This is a genomic window from Nitrospira sp. KM1 (genome assembly GCF_011405515.1).
Lineage (GTDB): Bacteria > Nitrospirota > Nitrospiria > Nitrospirales > Nitrospiraceae > Nitrospira_C.
In genome coordinates, this window is record NZ_AP022671.1 from 3,913,071 (window position 1) to 3,928,750 (window position 15,680).

Annotated in this window: 16 protein-coding genes; 8 read left to right on the plus strand and 8 right to left on the minus strand. The window is 55.6% G+C overall.

Translation table 11 applies throughout. The features are described from left to right. The first annotated feature begins 103 nt into the window (after positions 1 to 103). Complete coding sequence (locus tag W02_RS18415; RefSeq protein WP_173050392.1) at positions 104 to 2,668, plus strand: TonB-dependent receptor; 2,565 nt, start codon at positions 104 to 106, stop codon at positions 2,666 to 2,668. Between the two features lie 300 nt (positions 2,669 to 2,968). Here the strand turns inward: W02_RS18415 and W02_RS18420 are convergent, their stop codons facing one another. From W02_RS18420 to W02_RS18435, 4 genes are all read right to left on the minus strand, one after another. Continuing rightward, complete coding sequence (locus tag W02_RS18420) at positions 2,969 to 3,238, minus strand: hypothetical protein (RefSeq protein ID WP_173050394.1); 270 nt, start codon at positions 3,236 to 3,238, stop codon at positions 2,969 to 2,971. Next, complete coding sequence (locus tag W02_RS22265; RefSeq protein ID WP_173050396.1) at positions 3,189 to 3,479, minus strand: BrnT family toxin; 291 nt, start codon at positions 3,477 to 3,479, stop codon at positions 3,189 to 3,191. The genes W02_RS18420 and W02_RS22265 overlap by 50 nt, the downstream gene beginning before the upstream one ends. Positions 3,480 to 3,566: 87 nt before the next feature. After that, positions 3,567 to 3,926 carry a type II toxin-antitoxin system HigA family antitoxin gene (locus W02_RS18430; protein ID WP_173050398.1) on the minus strand — a complete coding sequence of 120 codons (360 nt, stop codon included), beginning with the start codon at positions 3,924 to 3,926 and terminating at the stop codon, positions 3,567 to 3,569. Positions 3,927 to 3,941: 15 nt separating this feature from the next. Next, on the minus strand, positions 3,942 to 4,235 hold the full coding sequence (locus tag W02_RS18435) for a type II toxin-antitoxin system HigB family toxin (RefSeq protein ID WP_173050400.1): 294 nt from the start codon (positions 4,233 to 4,235) through the stop codon (positions 3,942 to 3,944). A 290-nt stretch (positions 4,236 to 4,525) separates the two neighbouring features. On the opposite strand from W02_RS18435, the gene W02_RS18440 reads away from it, so the two are divergent. The 3 genes from W02_RS18440 (at position 4,526) to W02_RS18450 (ending at position 8,875) form a co-directional block, all read left to right on the plus strand. After that, positions 4,526 to 5,044: an RNA polymerase sigma factor gene (locus W02_RS18440; RefSeq protein WP_173050403.1), complete on the plus strand. Its 519-nt coding sequence runs from the start codon at positions 4,526 to 4,528 to the stop codon at positions 5,042 to 5,044. Positions 5,045 to 5,137: 93 nt separating this feature from the next. Then, positions 5,138 to 6,112: a FecR family protein gene (locus W02_RS18445; RefSeq protein WP_173050405.1), complete on the plus strand. Its 975-nt coding sequence runs from the start codon at positions 5,138 to 5,140 to the stop codon at positions 6,110 to 6,112. 126 nt (positions 6,113 to 6,238) lie between these two features. After that, complete coding sequence (locus W02_RS18450) at positions 6,239 to 8,875, plus strand: TonB-dependent receptor (protein WP_173050407.1); 2,637 nt, start codon at positions 6,239 to 6,241, stop codon at positions 8,873 to 8,875. A gap of 87 nt (positions 8,876 to 8,962) precedes the next feature. On the opposite strand, the gene W02_RS18455 is transcribed toward W02_RS18450, so the two are convergent. After that, positions 8,963 to 9,361 (minus strand): type II toxin-antitoxin system death-on-curing family toxin, encoded by a 399-nt coding sequence (locus tag W02_RS18455; protein ID WP_173050409.1) that lies wholly within the window; start codon positions 9,359 to 9,361, stop codon positions 8,963 to 8,965. A gap of 3 nt (positions 9,362 to 9,364) precedes the next feature. Next, positions 9,365 to 9,592, minus strand: coding sequence for an AbrB/MazE/SpoVT family DNA-binding domain-containing protein (locus W02_RS18460; protein WP_173050411.1), 228 nt, complete (start codon positions 9,590 to 9,592; stop codon positions 9,365 to 9,367). A 549-nt stretch (positions 9,593 to 10,141) separates the two neighbouring features. Here W02_RS18460 and W02_RS18465 point away from each other — a divergent pair. Then, positions 10,142 to 10,510 (plus strand): hypothetical protein, encoded by a 369-nt coding sequence (locus W02_RS18465; protein ID WP_173050414.1) that lies wholly within the window; start codon positions 10,142 to 10,144, stop codon positions 10,508 to 10,510. 51 nt (positions 10,511 to 10,561) lie between these two features. Here the strand turns inward: W02_RS18465 and W02_RS18470 are convergent, their stop codons facing one another. Continuing rightward, complete coding sequence (locus W02_RS18470; protein ID WP_173050416.1) at positions 10,562 to 10,858, minus strand: type II toxin-antitoxin system RelE/ParE family toxin; 297 nt, start codon at positions 10,856 to 10,858, stop codon at positions 10,562 to 10,564. After that, complete coding sequence (locus tag W02_RS18475) at positions 10,855 to 11,133, minus strand: type II toxin-antitoxin system Phd/YefM family antitoxin (RefSeq protein WP_173050418.1); 279 nt, start codon at positions 11,131 to 11,133, stop codon at positions 10,855 to 10,857. The genes W02_RS18470 and W02_RS18475 overlap by 4 nt, the downstream gene beginning before the upstream one ends. Positions 11,134 to 11,461: 328 nt before the next feature. On the opposite strand from W02_RS18475, the gene W02_RS18480 reads away from it, so the two are divergent. The 3 genes from W02_RS18480 (at position 11,462) to W02_RS18490 (ending at position 15,679) form a co-directional block, all read left to right on the plus strand. Next, positions 11,462 to 11,974 (plus strand): RNA polymerase sigma factor, encoded by a 513-nt coding sequence (locus tag W02_RS18480; RefSeq protein ID WP_173050420.1) that lies wholly within the window; start codon positions 11,462 to 11,464, stop codon positions 11,972 to 11,974. After that, positions 11,971 to 13,011 (plus strand): FecR family protein, encoded by a 1,041-nt coding sequence (locus W02_RS18485; RefSeq protein ID WP_173050422.1) that lies wholly within the window; start codon positions 11,971 to 11,973, stop codon positions 13,009 to 13,011. Before W02_RS18480 ends, W02_RS18485 begins: the two co-directional genes overlap by 4 nt. Before the next feature lie 157 nt (positions 13,012 to 13,168). Beyond that, positions 13,169 to 15,679, plus strand: coding sequence for a TonB-dependent receptor (locus W02_RS18490; protein ID WP_173050424.1), 2,511 nt, complete (start codon positions 13,169 to 13,171; stop codon positions 15,677 to 15,679). The last annotated feature ends 1 nt before the right edge of the window (position 15,680 follow it).

A 15,680-nucleotide genomic window follows, 5' to 3' on the forward strand; every position in this document is an offset into this window, starting at 1 on the left:
TTACCGACTTTTTCCACTGATTCGTCTTCACCTATGACACAGGAACTGAGTCCTCTCGACGGACCGCCGAACCGCATCGAGCCAATCAAGGGAGTAGAGAGAGATGAAGAGAACAGAATATGTCCTCATGGCCATCATCGTCTTGAGCACGATGTCCGTCGGGACAATCAGCCGAGCCGCAGCTTACGCTGAGTCACCGGCCCGAATCCTCGTCGCACAAACAAACCCATCCATCGAGTTCGATATTCCCGCGCAGGAATTGAATAGCGCCATCCTGACGTTTGCTGATCGCAGCGGGATACAAGTTTTCTATGACGCCGATCGGATGAGCGGCCTGCGAACGCAGGGGGTCAATGGCCAGTACAAATGGGAGGACGCTCTCCGAGAGCTTCTGGCAGGCACTGGAATGGGCTATCGCGTCACCGGAGAAAAGACGGTCACCATTCAGAAGGACAATTCAGACTCGGCCGGAGCGGCGGCGGGTGTGGTCGGTGCGGCAGCTGCTGGTGTTGCCGCCGGAGCCGGAGCAATGGCAGCTGACAGCAATGAAAATGGTGCGGCGGCCAGTCCTCAAAAGCCGGTGAAGGTGCCGGAGATTCTCGTAAAGGATGTGAAGCAGCGCGAGACGGCAGACCTCGGCACTCTTCCGCCCGAATATGCGGGGGGTGATGTCGCACGCGGCGGCCGTGTGGGAATTCTCGGCAATAAGGACATCATGGATACGCCGTTCACGCAGATGAACTACACCTCAAAGCTCATTCAGGATCAGCAGGCACGATATCTTGGCGAGGTGCTCAGAAACGATCCGTCCGTCCAACTCACCCAGCCGACTTCGGCAGGATTTCTGACTGCCGCAATCCGTGGATTTTCACTCGGTGAGGGCGACCTATTGCTTAACGGGTTGGCGATCGCGCCAGCCATCAATGGGACGATGATGACAGAGTCCATCGAGCGAGTTGAAGTCCTGAGAGGGCCCAATGCCCTGCTGAACGGAGCCGCTCCGGGAGGGAGCGTCGGAGGCATGATAAATCTCGTGCCGAAGCGTGCCGGCGACGATGCATTAACCCAATTGACTGCCCAATATATGTCTGACACGCAGTTCGGCGGGCACGCGGATATCAGCCGGCGCTTTGGTTCGCACAAACAGTTCGGCGTTCGTATCAATGGAGTCTACCGAAACGGCGAGCTACCCATCGATCATTTATCACGAAAATCAGCCTTGGCGACACTGGGCCTCGATTACCGCGGCGACATCGTCCGGCTCTCGGCCGATTTCGGCTATCAAGAACAGGAAATGAAAGGTCTCCGACGGCCAATTTCCGTGGCTCCTAGCTTGACGGCAATCCCCGAGCCACCCGACACTCGCATCAATGCGAACCAACCGTGGGAGTTCAATCACAACCGGGCGTTGTACGGCACCCTACGTGGCGAGGTGGACTTGACCAAGCAGATTACCGCATTTGCGGACTTTGGTATCACCCACGACCGTCGGCAAACCATCCTTTCGAATCCTCAGATCTCTAGTCCCACGGGCATGTTGGCCGCAGGAAGTACTGCTCTTCTGACATTTGAAGACCAGGTCTTAACGGGCAACGCAGGGCTACGTGGAGTCTTTGACACCGGCCCCGTTCATCATCAGGCTGTCGCGGCATACACTCAGTACTCACGAGAAAGACCACGATCATCAATAAATTCCTATCCGATCCCTGTGTCCAATATATACAATCCTATCTTCGCGCCGCCGCCACCTTCGTCGTTGTTGCCTGGTTATGGTTCTATGACAAAGACCAGTGAAACGACCTTTTCAAGCGGCATGTTTGGAGACACTTTGTCGATTCTCGATGAGCGCGTGCAACTGACCGGGGGTGTCCGATTTCAACAGATCAAGAATACAAATTTCAATCAGGCGACAGGAGCCGTCATCAGTGAATATGAGAAAAGCGCCGCCACGCCGATGGTTGGACTCGTCGTCAAGCCGTGGCAGAATGTGTCGGTATATGGGAATTATATCGAAGGGCTGCAACAGGGTCCGACGGCGCCACTGACCGCAGCCAATGCAGGTGAGGTCTTTGCGCCGTTTGTCAGCAAAGGGTATGAGGCTGGCGTCAAAGTGGATTTTGGGCGCATCGCCACCACGCTGGCAGCTTTTCAAATCACCCAGCCTAGCGCCATCCTCGATCCCGTCACAAATATATTTAGCATGGAGGGTGAACAGCGCAATCGCGGGATAGAACTCAGTGTCTTCGGGGAGGTGATGGAAGGCCTCCGCCTCCTGGGGGGCACTACTTACATCAATGCCGAATTGACGAAAACACAAGGCGGCGTCAATCAGGGCAACAAAGCACCCGTTGTTCCCTTCCAGCTCACTTTCTACGGCGAGTGGGACCTGCCATTCCACAAAGCAATGACCCTCACCAGCCGTGTGACACACGGGTCCTCACAATATCTCAATTTGGCCAACACTCAGAAGGTCCCAGACTGGACCCAATGGGACCTCGGCGCGCGGTACCAGTTTATAGGTTTGAACGGCAAGCCGATCACAATCCGTGCATTTCTCGAGAATGTCCTCGACAACAACGCTTGGTATGGCAGTCCGAGTCCGACAGCTGGGCAGATCTTTATGAGAGATCCTCGCACCTTCCTGCTCTCGGCGACCTTTAATTTTTGAATGCGAATTGATGACTTTGGGTGAGCGTGGGCTGTTTCCTGAAAGCAACGTAACAGGTCCGCATGTCTCTGCTTTTCCTGGCTCTCACCGAGAGTTCTAATCCACTCTCGTGATTTCTGGAAACGGTACATTCCTTTTCCCCAAATGGTTGTGCTAGCCATGGTATGGAACGAGGAATGCTGGTCAGATGTATGCTGCAGACCCTCGCACCTCCCTGCTCTCGGCCACATTCGATTTTTAAGGACGTCCCTCACATAGGCGAGAATCAGTGAAAAAATTGGTATCCTGACCTGAAGAAAGTCAATAACATTGCATGGACAACGCTGCGGACAAAACATAGGTAGAGGCCGATGGGATTCTGTTAGGTTGTCCGTTTTCGCCACCCCTCACGAGCGTTCGCAAGGCCTTGTTCACAGATTCCGAGGTTCGAAAAACTTTCGCCATATCTGGAGCAAGAACGACGATGTTCGTCCCTTCCGCATAACGCTTGACGTATTTACCGCGGGCACCCTTTCTGAAATCATATTCCGGAAGGATGTCGTGTTGACTCTCTTGTTTCGCCTTCTTCATGGTCTTTCCTTTCAGAGTTCGTGGCCTTGCGGGCGCTGATGATCCGAATTCGGCTGCCTCGGTCTGCATGCACAACGACGAGCAGTCTGTGTTTGACTGAAACTGAAAACGGGGACATTCTCCTGTTCAGGTATGAACGTGGCGGGGATGTGACCGCTCTGCATGCACGTGCTTGTACCCGTGAACTCGGAATGATGGCATTTAGAATGCTGATATTATGTCTAGTGCGCCGGACGAGCATTCCATCTTGACCGCTCTCCCTGGATTCAGCATGGAAGCCCGCCTCGAAGACCGTGACCGTTTATTGCAATCCGCGAGAAGAAAGCTTCTAGGCCGCGGTCCCGATGAGGCTTTCGAGCGGGATGCGGAGTTTGCGGTGAAGCCGACGGATCATTTCAAGAGACAAACTCCGCTTCCTGGTGAGGATTTCGGAAACACGTCCGCGCCCGCCGAGCACGGCTTCCAGTTCTTTGCGGGTCATGCCCAACTGGTCCATCCTGAATTTAATGGCTTCGATGGGATCGGGCGGGCAAATGGTGTAGTGCTTCGCTTCGTAGGCTTCCACAAGCGTGGCTAAGACGTCTAGCTCGTCACCTTCCTTAGTCCCAGGCTTGGCATCCATGAGTTCTTCGACGCGCCGCAACGTGCGCACGTAATCTCGCTTCGATTTGATCGGAGCAATGGTCATGGCGGTCACATCCTTTCAGACTGTCGTAGCATCGACGGCGTCATAGTCCTCGTGCGAACCGATGAACCGAATGTACACGATGCGATAGGAGTAATTGATCTTCACGATCAACCGGTATCGGTTACCCGCAATATTGAACACGACTCTATTGCCGTGCAGTACGCTGGCCGACCGGAATTGGAGCTTGAGAGTTGAGGGAGAACTCCAATCGGCTCGCGCAACCTCTTGATGCCAAGCCTCCAAAGGGCCTTTCGCAGTGGGATGCTGAGTCCAGAACTCGCGAAGGCTCCGTCTGGCTACGATGCGCACCGTATCACACTAGCATGATCCCAATATGGGAGCAATATCTGAGAAGACGCCAAACGCGGACATTCTCCTGTTCAGGTATGAACGTGGCGGGAATGTGACGGCTGAGTCGAGCGGGCATGTGTGGCAAGGCCGATTTCAAGGCTTTTCCCATTCAGCAAGACGAACAAATATCGCCGTTTAGAGCCACCTCCGTTTCGAGTCAATTTCCGGAAAGTAAACATTCCCGTGGCCAGAGGGTTCTGGTATCCTCCACCCTCTGCAGTACCGATCCCTTTTGCCATCGGGGTCCGATGAGTCTGACGCATCTTCAACTCGAAGAACTCTTTGCCGGCCAGCGAGAAGCCTTGAGCCGCCGATTGATGAGATTGGTCGGTTCGAAGGAATTGGCGGCGGATCTCATACAGGAAACCTTCGTCCGGTTGCTGGGAATCGCGGCCACACAAACCGTGCTCAATCCGCGGGCGCTGCTGTTTCGAACGGCGTCCAACCTGGCTATCGATCATTTGCGCAGGCAGAAGATCGAGAACCGGCACATCCGGGAGACCGTCCCGCTCGAAGCGGCCGAGCAGGTCGCCTCTCAGGCGGCTACGCCGGAACGGGAGTTGTGGGGGAAGCAGCAGCTTCAGTGCGTGCAAACGGCGATCGACGCACTACCAACTCCGATCAGGGAAGTTTTTCTCCTCCATCGGCTCCATGGCTATGCCTACCACGAGATTGCCGCTATGCAGGGCATTTCAGAAAGCGCTGTCGATAAACGGATGAATCGCGCTCTCAAAGAATGTTGGGCGGCTCTCCAGTCGAAAAAATAATTCTGGCGCCACTACGGAAGTAGCGCGCTCCCTCGTCTACTGCTTATAGTGCAGCTCCCACTACACCGTTGCCGGTGCTCCGGTGAGGAACCTATGGATCAACCATCGTCTCCGTTCCTGCCAGGCAAGAATGAGGATGAGATCGCCGACGAAGCGATCGCGTGGTTCTCCCGCCTTCGCATGAGCACGGCCACCTCGAAGGATTTGGAGGCATTCGAGCGGTGGTGCGCTACCCATCCATCGCACCGGCAGATTTACGACCGCGTGTCTGCCATGTGGAAAAATCCGGGGCTGCAGGTTGCAGCCGCACGTGCGGAGCTTGTCAGCGGCGACGGCCGACCTGACACGCATACCAGTTGGCGATCGCTAGCGGCCATTGCGGCATCTGTCGTCATTTTGGGTTTTGTGACAATCCAGTGGGATCTTTTCACGCGGGCACGCGCGGATTACTACACCGGCGTTGGTGAACAGACGACGGTGCGGCTATCCGATCAGTCGGTGGTGACGCTGAATACCCAGACGGCCATCGCAGTCGATTACCAGCCAGGGACTCGAAAGATTCGTCTTCTGAAAGGCCGGGCCCTCTTCAAGGTTGCTCCGGATTCCTCCCGCCCATTCGTCGTCGACCATCAGGGGATTCACACGAGGGCAGTGGGCACTGAATTCATCGTCAGAGAATTGGCCAGCGGTGCACTGGTGACCGTGGCAGAGGGCAAAGTCGCCGTTTCGAAACCGGGAGCATCCTGGCCGGAGATTCCGCTGGAAGCCGGACGCGAGGCCCTGATAGATCAGGCAACGGGCGGGGAGCCATACGACATCGATGTGCCCATGGCCACGGCCTGGCTTCAGGGGCGGCTCGTAGTGACGTCCGTGCAATTAGGTGATGTGCTCAATGAGGTTCGCAGATATCACCGGGGCACTATCATCATTCTCAACCGTGACATCGAACGCATGCGGGTCACCGGAACCTACAATCTAAACGACCCTCCCAAACTTCTCGTGACACTGTCCAAGACCCTTCAGTTTCACATCATCTCAGTGGCCGATCGTTTGACCGTCCTCTATTAGCAGGATGTTGAAAAAGGCCGCTAGTTTTCTTCTAGTCTCTCAACAGCTGCTGGACTCCATATAAAAATATTTTCCGGAAACCTTACGGAGAGAACGCCTCACTTCGTCTACTCCTATCAGTCGGTCATGAATGAGACCAAGGAGGCGTTGGACATGCACGGGTCGTATCGATGTTTCACCGAGGCAATACTCGGACTCAAGGGTTGTCTCAATGTAAGAGGTTGGAGAGCAGTGCTCGCCCGCATGCTAGTGGTTGTATTTGCCATGACATGCGTAATGGGTCATGCCGCTGCTGCGGAAGGTCAGACGGAGACCGCACTCGATCAACAAAAAGTCGATTTCAACATTCCGCAACAACCGCTTTCTTCCGCATTGCATGTCTTCGCGGGAAACACAGGCTGGGAAGTCAGCAGCCCGGCGGACTTGACGGAAGGAAAGGTGTCTCATGGCATCGCGGGAGCAGCAACGCCAGAGGATGGGCTGAAAGCCTTGCTCGCGGGCACCGGATTGACCTATCGGATCATCGGACTCAAAACCGTCACGATCGAGCGCGAGACGTCATCTGGCATCGTGCCGGGGATAGTAGGTGCGGGGACAGCGGGGGTGGCTGCCGATGCAATGGCAGGTGCGGGGAGTGAGAATGGCGTGTCGGCAAGTCCTCAGAAGCCGGTCAAGGTGCCGGAGATTCTGGTGAAGGATGTCAGAAATCGTGAAACGGCGGAACTGGACAATCTTCCACCGGAGTACGCGGGCGGTGACGTTGCACGCGGCGGCCGCGTCGGCATTCTCGGCAACAAGGACATCATGGATACGCCGTTCACGCAGATGAACTACACCTCCAAGCTCGTTCAAGACCAACAGGCAAGGTTTCTGAACGATGTTCTGAGAAATGATCCATCCGTGCAATTGAACCTGCCGTCGGCTTCGGGGTTTGCCAGCAGTCCCACGATCCGCGGATTCCAGGTCAATGCCAACGATATTTTGTTCAACAGTTTTGCAATCGCTCCAATCAGTGGAACGGTGATGACGGAATTCGTCGAGCGGGTCGAAGTGCTTAGAGGACCGAACGCTTTGCTGAACGGCGCCGCGCCATTTGGGAGCATCGGGGGTATGATCAATCTCGTGCCGAAGCGAGCCGGCGATGAAGCGCTGACTCAGCTCACCGGTCAGTACATCTCCGACACACAGGTCGGCGGGCATGCGGATATTGGCCGGCGGTTCGGTTCAAACAAGCAGTTCGGCGTTCGTATCAACGGTGTCTATCGGACCGGGGATCTCCCTATCGATCATGCCTCGCGGCAATCGGCCTTGGCGACGGTGGGACTTGATTACCGCGGAGACATCTTTCGTCTCACTGCCGATTTCGGATATCAGGAACAGGAAATTCAAGGCCCGCGTCGCCCATTCCTGGTGGCTAACGGAGTGACTGCTATGCCGGTTCCGCCGGATACGCGTACGAATGCGGCCCAGCCCTGGGAATTTGTTCATTCCCGGGCACTCTATGGAACGTTTCGAGGCGAGGTCGATATGACCAAATACATTACTGGGTTCGCGGGGTTTGGCATCACTGACAATCGCTTTCAGAATATCCTGTCGAATCGACAGATCACCAATGCGCAGGGCGCGTTGGCTGCAGCGAACAATGCCCTCAATGTCCGAATGTTCGACACGCAGATCCTGACATTCGACGCCGGAGTGAGGGGAGCCTTTGACACAGGCCCCATCCATCACCAGGCAGTCGCGGCCTATACGTGGTACACCAGGCAGCTCCGAGTAGGCCGGGGAGGAAATGCCAACCTTCCTGCTTCGAATCTCTACAACCCGGTTTTTGCGCCGGCGCCGCCCAGCTCGATATTGGCGAATGCGAATTACGGTGATGGGCGGAAAGAAAATGAAACTGATCTCTCCAGTTTTATGCTGGGCGATACGCTCTCCGTCCTCGATGAACGTGTCCAGCTGACCGGCGGCGTTCGCTTTCAGCAGATCAAGGCAACGAACTTCAATCCGACGACGAGCGCGGTCACCGACCAGTATGACAAGAGTGCCCCTACGCCGATGCTGGGGCTGGTGGTGAAGCCATGGCAACACGTCTCGCTCTATGCCAACTACATCCAGGCTTTGCAACAGGGGCCAACGGCTCCGACGACTGCCGTCAACGCGGGTGAAGTCTTTGCCCCGTTTGTGTCCAAGGGATATGAAGCCGGCGTCAAAGTAGATTTTGGCCGTCTCGCGACCACATTGGCGGTTTATCAAATTACACAGCCGAACGCGTTCATCAATCCTGCCACGAATGTCTTCGGCGTCGACGGTGAACAGCGTAATCGCGGGGTGGAACTGAGCGTCTTTGGCGAGGTGATGGACGGACTTCGCCTACTTGGGGGGACCAGCTACATCGACGCCGAGTTGACCAAAACACAGGGTGGGGTCAATGAGGGGAACAAAGCACCGATTTTTCCGTTCCAATTCGTCCTCTACGGTGAATGGGACACGCCGTTCTTCAAAGGGTTCACACTGACCAGCCGTGTGACGCATGCTTCCTCGCAATACATCAACTTGGCCAATAGCCAAAGGATTCGGGAATGGACTCAATGGGACTTAGGCGCCCGCTACCGGTTCGAACGCGCAAACGGCAAGCCCATCACGATCCGTGCGAACCTCGATAATGCCCTCGATACCAACGCATGGTACGGGGCCGCTCTTGCCGGCCAGGTCTTCGTGAGAGACCCTCGCACCTTCCTGCTCTCGGCCACATTTGATTTTTGAGAGTACGGAAGTTCTACATTCCCACCATGGAGTGCTGATGCGACCGAAGCTCGGTCCATCTGAAGATGGTCTGGTGGCCGGTGAAGACTATCCGTTGCCGCCGCCGATCTGCTTCCGCATCCAGCGGACCAGTTCATCCTTGGTTTGCTCACCGGCCGCAACACGGCGCGTCGCGGTTTCGAGGTATTGGGGAGGTGGCAACTGCTCGATGCCGTTTACACGCAAAAAAGCCAGAGCCGACAATGCCGCGGTCCGCTTATTTCCATCAAAAAATGGATGGTTTTGAGCAATGTGGAAAAGATAGGCAGCAGCCATAGCGGCGAAGTCCGGGTGCAAATAGGTTCCGCCGAATTGTTGGCGAGGCATGGCCACTGCCGCATCGAGAAGTCTATGGTCTCTCACCCCGCCTAGGCCGCCTTCTTCTTCCAGGGTATCGGCATGGGCCAGTAACACATCTTCGACATTCAGAAAGATAATGTCGGCCATGACTCAATCAGCCAACCGCTTCAGCATTGGACCGTAGCGTTTCCGTAAGTCTTTGAGTATCTGCTTCATGTGCTCCGGTCCTACACCGACGTTGGCCGGCGTGATGACGAGGGCATTGCCGCTGAGTGTGATTTGAAGGGGGGTATCCTCCTGGATGCCGAGCGCTTCCATCATCGGTTTTTCGATGACCAGCGCCATGCTGTTCCCGTGCTTCTGAAGGGTTTTGATCATCACGCACCTCCGTTTGTACAATGTTATAACATGGCCATGTCGATGTCCATGGCGTCTTCATGTTCATGACGCGAGAAATTTTTTCAGTCTGTGGAATCTCCCCCTGATTCTTGTTTAGTGGGGTCAGTTCTTGACTTTGCACCGGAGGCTGCTGCAGCGTTCGCCCGTATGGTTCGCCCGCTGCGCGTACCGGCGGTTTGTCGCCGACGGCCTCCAGCAGGTGCTGCAGCACGTTGCCACGGCGTATCGGCTTCACGCCGCGCGTCATCGACCGGGCGCATCAGGCGGCATACCGGAACCGCCGTGTATCTCAAGCGCCCAAATGGGGGTCAGTTCTTGACTTTGCACGTGGCAAAGACTCGGGCTTGATGCGGTGAACGAGGTGCGGCTTCGATCGCCGTGTGAATTTTTCGAGATTGGCGACAGGGAGATGCAAAAGCGCACCGCGACGGTCTGCAGCGGTTCATCGCCACGCCCGGCAGCAAGTATGCCGCGGTGTGGAAGGCCTCGCGATGTGAGTCTTCGATGACGGCACTCACGGCGGAGTAGGTGGATAAACTGCCGCCGATCGCCGTCATCAGGGAAGATAGAGGGTTGAGCTTTCCCGCGCACGGTGATGGGGTAGAGGGCGCTGGAAAATTCGAGACGGAGCGGGCGAGCCATGGCACGAGACGATATGGTGGAGCTGGTGCAAAGTCAAGAACTGACCCCCTATTTGGCGTGTCAGTGATCTCAGTGCCCGATCCATCATCGTCCGCATTCTCAGCCGCTTCGCGTTGTTTGAATCTGATCACGATCGTTGTCCTGATCAGCGGTCTCTATCTCTGGTGGGAAAACGGATTGTTCGTTCGGACGTCCTCAGGTTGTTCATCCTCTCATGCACCCGGTCTTGATCTGGAAGAGAGTCTTTTTCCATAGGAATTTTCCCATGGGGATGACCGTCCCCATCGTGAGGCTCGAGGGGGAGGTTTAGTTTCTTCTCTGTTCTGACAGGAGGAGCGTTCGCAGTTCTTCGTATACGCTCCGACGGGGGCCCGCAAAGATGACATCGATGCAGGCTTCACCATCATTGAGTCGATAGATAATGCGATACGTCCGAATGCGATAGGCGCGCAGTCCGGCCAATTCAAACTGAAGCGCATGTCCGGCAACTGGTGCCACGAGAAGTTCTTTGATACCTTGCTTGATCTCGCGCTTGACTTGAGGATGGAATTTCCGGATTCGCTCGGCCGCTTCGCGCGTATAGCGTGCCCGATACCCCTTCACTGAGTGTCACGGCCAAACACCGCCTCATGGGAGACCCACTGCTTTTTCTCGGCCTGTTTCAACGACCGGCGAAGCCCGCGCATCGCTTTCTGATCGCTCAGAATCTCAATGGTCTCCATCAGTCCCTCGAACTGGTCCATACTCAGCAGCACCGCTGAAGGCACGCCATCGCGCGTAATCGCAACGATTTCCTGTTTGTGTTTCATGCGTCGGATCAAATCCAACAGCTTGTTCTTGGCCTCACTGACAGAGATAAATTCATCGACCTGCGGCATACCCTCACCTCCGATAGGCTATAGTAGTGGCTATTATAATGGCCTTCGCGAATGCCGGCAAGCCAGTTGGACATGGTCGTCAGTGAAAACGGGACATTCTACATTTCAACTCTGAACGTGATGGGAATTGGAACATTCTGCGTCTCGGTCGATCGCATATGGCTGGAATTGGCCTGAGGAAAAGTAGAAAGTCCCCGTTTCTCGCCTTGAGCCTCCTATGAAGCTCATCCCTCTCCTGCCTTTTCCGGAATCTAAACATTCCCATGTGCTGTGAAAATCGTTAAGCTGCGGCCCCGTAATAAATCTACGGAAGCAGGCCGTCACGATCATGATCGCCGGAAAAGCGCAATTTTTAGCCCTTGCCGCCAGCCGTTACTATGACGAACTCTTCGCGTTCGTGACGGCGAAGCTGCATTGCCGGCACGAAGCGGCTGATGTGGTGCAGGAGACCTTCGTGCGTCTCGTCGAGGTGGAGGATCCCGGCGTCATACAGCAGCCGCGGGCATTTCTCTATCGAATCGCGCATAATCTCTCCGTCGATGTGTTTCGTAAGCAACAAGTAAGGCACGCGCATCTGGTTGACGTTCCCGATCTGACCGCGATACCGTCGAGCAGCCGTGGCCCGGACGAGGCGATCCAAGAGGATCAGGAATTTCGCGCGCTGCGAGAGGCCATTGCATCGCTGCCTCCGCGGCGCCGGCAGGTGTTTGCGCTCTATCGGTTCAAGAATATGCCTCAGACTGAAATTGCCGCCAAGTTGGGGATCTCCGTCACCATGGTCGAACGGCATGTGAGAAAAGCCATGCTCCATTGCCGAGAACGCATGAAGGCTTCGCGATGAGCACACATTCGCAACAGGCGGTCGATTGGTTCCTTCGGCTCCGATCCGAGGGTTGTACGGAGGCAGACCGTGCCGCGTTTCAATCGTGGCTCAGCGCCGATCCGGATCACCGGAAGGAATTTACGGAAGTCAGGTCGATGTGGGGAGGCATGGACAAAGTGCTGGCCAGGCCGTTTCCCGAGTTGGAAGCCTGTCTCGCGTTGCCACCCCGGCCGGCCTCTTCGCTTGCCGGCGGCCTCACCTCACTCGGCCGTTGGCTGACGTGGTCGCCGGCAAACCAATTCATCCCTGCCCTTCTTGCGCTCGTGCTGGTTGCAGGCGGTTGGTGGTTATGGGAGGCGCTGTCGGTCCAAACGGCAATCTATGAAACCGCCGTGGGCGAGCAGAAAACCGTCACGCTGGCCGATGGATCGCGACTGGATCTGAACACGGGAACTCGCGTGACAACGGCGTTCTCATCGCGGCGTCGATCGATCGAGCTGCTCCAAGGCGAGGCCGCTTTCACCGTCGTCCATCAGTCCGACCGATCCTTTACGGTTTCGGCGGGAGGACGGCACATCTTAGATATCGGCACACAATTCGTCGTGCATCAACATCAAAACCGGATTGATGTGACTGTCACGCAGGGATCGGTGCTGATCAGTCGCGACGAAAAGGCGGGTTCTTCATCATCAGGGGAGAGCGTCGTGCTCGAGGCCGGACACCGTCTGCGATATGTGGTTGGTGGCCAGGATGATGGAGGGGTGATCGCGCTCGATCCGACCGAATCACACCGTTCGACTGCCTGGCGAGACGGCAAGCTGATTTTTTCAGGAGTGCGACTTGCCGAAGCCGTTCAAGAGGTCAATCGATATTGGCCCGGACAAATCGTGATCGACGCCCCAAATCTGGCCGATGTGAAAGTCCAAGGAGTATTCAACGTACGTCAGTTGGATCAGTTCTTTACCACGCTGCCACGCATCTTGCCGGTCGAGGTTTCACGGCGATCCCCTCAATACATTCTCATTACTGCTCGCCACTCCGGTTCTTCGAACTGACAGGTCAGTCTCCGGTTCCCACTCCAACCCATCACTCAGAGTGAGTTGTGCTTTTCATCCACGCAGGGGGGTTAGGGCAGGGCTCTGTCTCACGTCTAACCCACTGAGACTGACATTCTGGTTGCAACGTGTAGGGGTGGGGAGGAGGAGACGGCGCATGGCGTTTTCAAGGTTTCGCAACAGCAAAGACTCGTTCCGCATCGTTGGAGAGGTAGCACTGCTCGCACTGGTGCTGTGTATTGGCTTGTCATCCATGGCGTCCGCAGCGGAACAGCAGACCGTCAGGTCATTCAACATTCCCGCTCAGCCGCTCAAGACCTCGCTCGAACAGTTTGCCGAGCAAGCAGATGTTCAAATGCTCTACGCGCTGGATGTCGTCGAAGGTCTGCAGTCGCAGCCGGTGGTGGGGGACTACACACCCGAACAGGCGCTCGGGATCATGCTTGCCGGGACCGGCCTGATCATGGAACGAACCGATTCCAATACGATGGCCGTCAGGAAGCCGACTAATGTAGGCGCTGCTGCAGGAGCCGCAGCGGCCGGTGGTGCCGCATCGCAAAAGCCAGTCAAGGTGCCGGAGATTCTGGTGAAGGACATTCGCGAGCGCGACAACGATACGAAATCGTTCGTAGCTGAAGAAGCTTCGACGGCGACCCGGACCGACACACCGATCCGCGATGTCCCACAATCGATTCAGGTGATCACACGCAAGGTGATCGAGGAGCAGCGGGCGTTTCGTCTGATCGAGGCTACGCAGAATGTTTCTGGCATCAACACTGGCGGAGGCACCGGACCGACAGGAGTATTTGATAATTTCATCATCCGAGGATTTCAAGCCAATACGAACAATTTTTTCCGCAATGGCCTCTGGGACGGTGTTGCCCAACAAGTTGGCCCGGATACCTATAACATTCAACGATTAGAGGTGCTGAAAGGGCCGGCTTCGGTCCTTTACGGACAGGGCGATCCTGGCGGCATTATTAACATTGTCACGCGCAAGCCGCTGCCGGATCCTCGCTATTCAGGGAATGTCACATTGGGGAACTTCAATTTCTACCGATCAGAAATTGATGCAACGGGACCGTTAAATGCTGGCAAAACGTTCCTGTATCGTCTCAGCGTGGCAGGCCAAAAGGCCAACAGCTTCATCGATTTTGTCAATCGCGACATGATGGCCATCGCCCCTTCCGTGACCTGGCTCATGAGCGCTCGAACGACGCTGACCGTTGAAGCGGATTACTTGCGCCGCTGGTACAACAATATTCCGTCGTTCGCCGTTCCGGGGCAGGGCTCGGTTCTGCCGAACATCAATGGAGAACTTCCGCGCAGTATGTACACCGGACTTCCGAATTTCGATAAGAATGACCGGAGGTCTTATCGCATCAGCTATGACCTCACCCATCAGTTCAACGATCGCTGGTCCATCCGGAATGCGTATCGCTATGCCATTCTCGAATACGATGCGTTTAACGCGGCTCCGAATAACTTGCTCGCTGATCAGCGGACACTAACCCGACTCTGGACTAACAATGAATCGAGCGTCACTCGGCGACATCAACAGAGCATGATTACGAATCTGGTCGGACACTTCCGACTATTGGAGATGGACCATACTTTATTGACCGGCGTCGAACTACGACAAGATCAGAATAACCCTCAGATTCTGACTAACCGCCCCGTTCCATCTCTCGACCTGTTTGCTCCGAATTATGCGTTGGTGCCCGGTGCTCCCACAGGAACGTCATTTTCCGGATCGGACACCAAACTCGCTGGATTCTATCTTCAGGATCAGATCGCGCTCTTGCCGAATCTCAAGTTCATGGGTGGCTTTCGGTTTGACTATGTCCATCAGACCATCACATCTGGTACCACTGAGGCGACGGGAGTTGAACGGGATTCCGATAATACGGCTGTCAGTCCTCGACTCGGCCTCGTCTATCAACCGATCGAAGAGGTATCGCTGTATACATCATGGATGCGTGGGTTTCTACCGAATGCCCCGACAGTCTTCAATCCCAATGGGACTTTATTCGAACCTGAACGCTCGACCCAATATGAGATTGGCATTAAGAACTTTTTCCTCAACAATCGGGTCTCCACTACTTTGGCCTGGTTCCATTTAACGCGCGAAAACCTGCTGACGCAGGACCCGGTGATTCCATTCTTTCAGGTGCAAACTGGGAAGCAGCGGAGCCAGGGGATTGAGCTCGATGTGACGGCGAGTCTGATCGCCGGTTGGAACGTCATCGCCAGCTATGCGTATACGGATGCCGAGGTGACGGCTGATAATAATCCGGCCTTGCTCAACAAACGCCTCGGCAACGTTCCGTACAACAAAGCGACTATCTGGTCCACCTATCATTTCCAGGAGGGACCCCTAAAGGGATTCGGTCTTGGCGGGGGGATCTATGGTTATACCAGCCGCAATGCCTCGATCTTTGGTCCTGGGCAAACGGAGATTCCTGGCTATGTGCGGGTGGATACGGCATTCTATTACGACCGTGAGCTGCCGCAGGGCAATTGGCTGAGGGCGAAGGAAGTCAATGTTGCACTTAACTTCCGCAATCTGCTCGATCAACGGTATGTCGACTCGGCGCAGAATCCGCTGACGCGTTTCTGGTTCGGTGAACCCCGCACCGTGCTGGCCACAGTCGGGTTGCGGTTCTGAG

What these genes read in the sequence shown, in the direction of transcription:
- W02_RS18415 (WP_173050392.1), top strand. Translation starts at nt 104, where the DNA reads ATGAAGAGAACAGAATATGTCCTCATGGCCATCATCGTCTTGAGCACG.
- W02_RS18420 (WP_173050394.1), bottom strand. Translation starts at nt 3,238, where the DNA reads ATGAAGAAGGCGAAACAAGAGAGTCAACACGACATCCTTCCGGAATAT.
- W02_RS22265 (WP_173050396.1), bottom strand. Translation starts at nt 3,479, where the DNA reads ATGCTCGTCCGGCGCACTAGACATAATATCAGCATTCTAAATGCCATC.
- W02_RS18430 (WP_173050398.1), bottom strand. Translation starts at nt 3,926, where the DNA reads ATGACCATTGCTCCGATCAAATCGAAGCGAGATTACGTGCGCACGTTG.
- W02_RS18440 (WP_173050403.1), top strand. Translation starts at nt 4,526, where the DNA reads ATGAGTCTGACGCATCTTCAACTCGAAGAACTCTTTGCCGGCCAGCGA.
- W02_RS18445 (WP_173050405.1), top strand. Translation starts at nt 5,138, where the DNA reads ATGGATCAACCATCGTCTCCGTTCCTGCCAGGCAAGAATGAGGATGAG.
- W02_RS18450 (WP_173050407.1), top strand. Translation starts at nt 6,239, where the DNA reads ATGAATGAGACCAAGGAGGCGTTGGACATGCACGGGTCGTATCGATGT.
- W02_RS18455 (WP_173050409.1), bottom strand. Translation starts at nt 9,361, where the DNA reads ATGGCCGACATTATCTTTCTGAATGTCGAAGATGTGTTACTGGCCCAT.
- W02_RS18460 (WP_173050411.1), bottom strand. Translation starts at nt 9,592, where the DNA reads ATGATCAAAACCCTTCAGAAGCACGGGAACAGCATGGCGCTGGTCATC.
- W02_RS18475 (WP_173050418.1), bottom strand. Translation starts at nt 11,133, where the DNA reads ATGCCGCAGGTCGATGAATTTATCTCTGTCAGTGAGGCCAAGAACAAG.
- W02_RS18480 (WP_173050420.1), top strand. Translation starts at nt 11,462, where the DNA reads ATGATCGCCGGAAAAGCGCAATTTTTAGCCCTTGCCGCCAGCCGTTAC.
- W02_RS18485 (WP_173050422.1), top strand. Translation starts at nt 11,971, where the DNA reads ATGAGCACACATTCGCAACAGGCGGTCGATTGGTTCCTTCGGCTCCGA.
- W02_RS18490 (WP_173050424.1), top strand. Translation starts at nt 13,169, where the DNA reads ATGGCGTTTTCAAGGTTTCGCAACAGCAAAGACTCGTTCCGCATCGTT.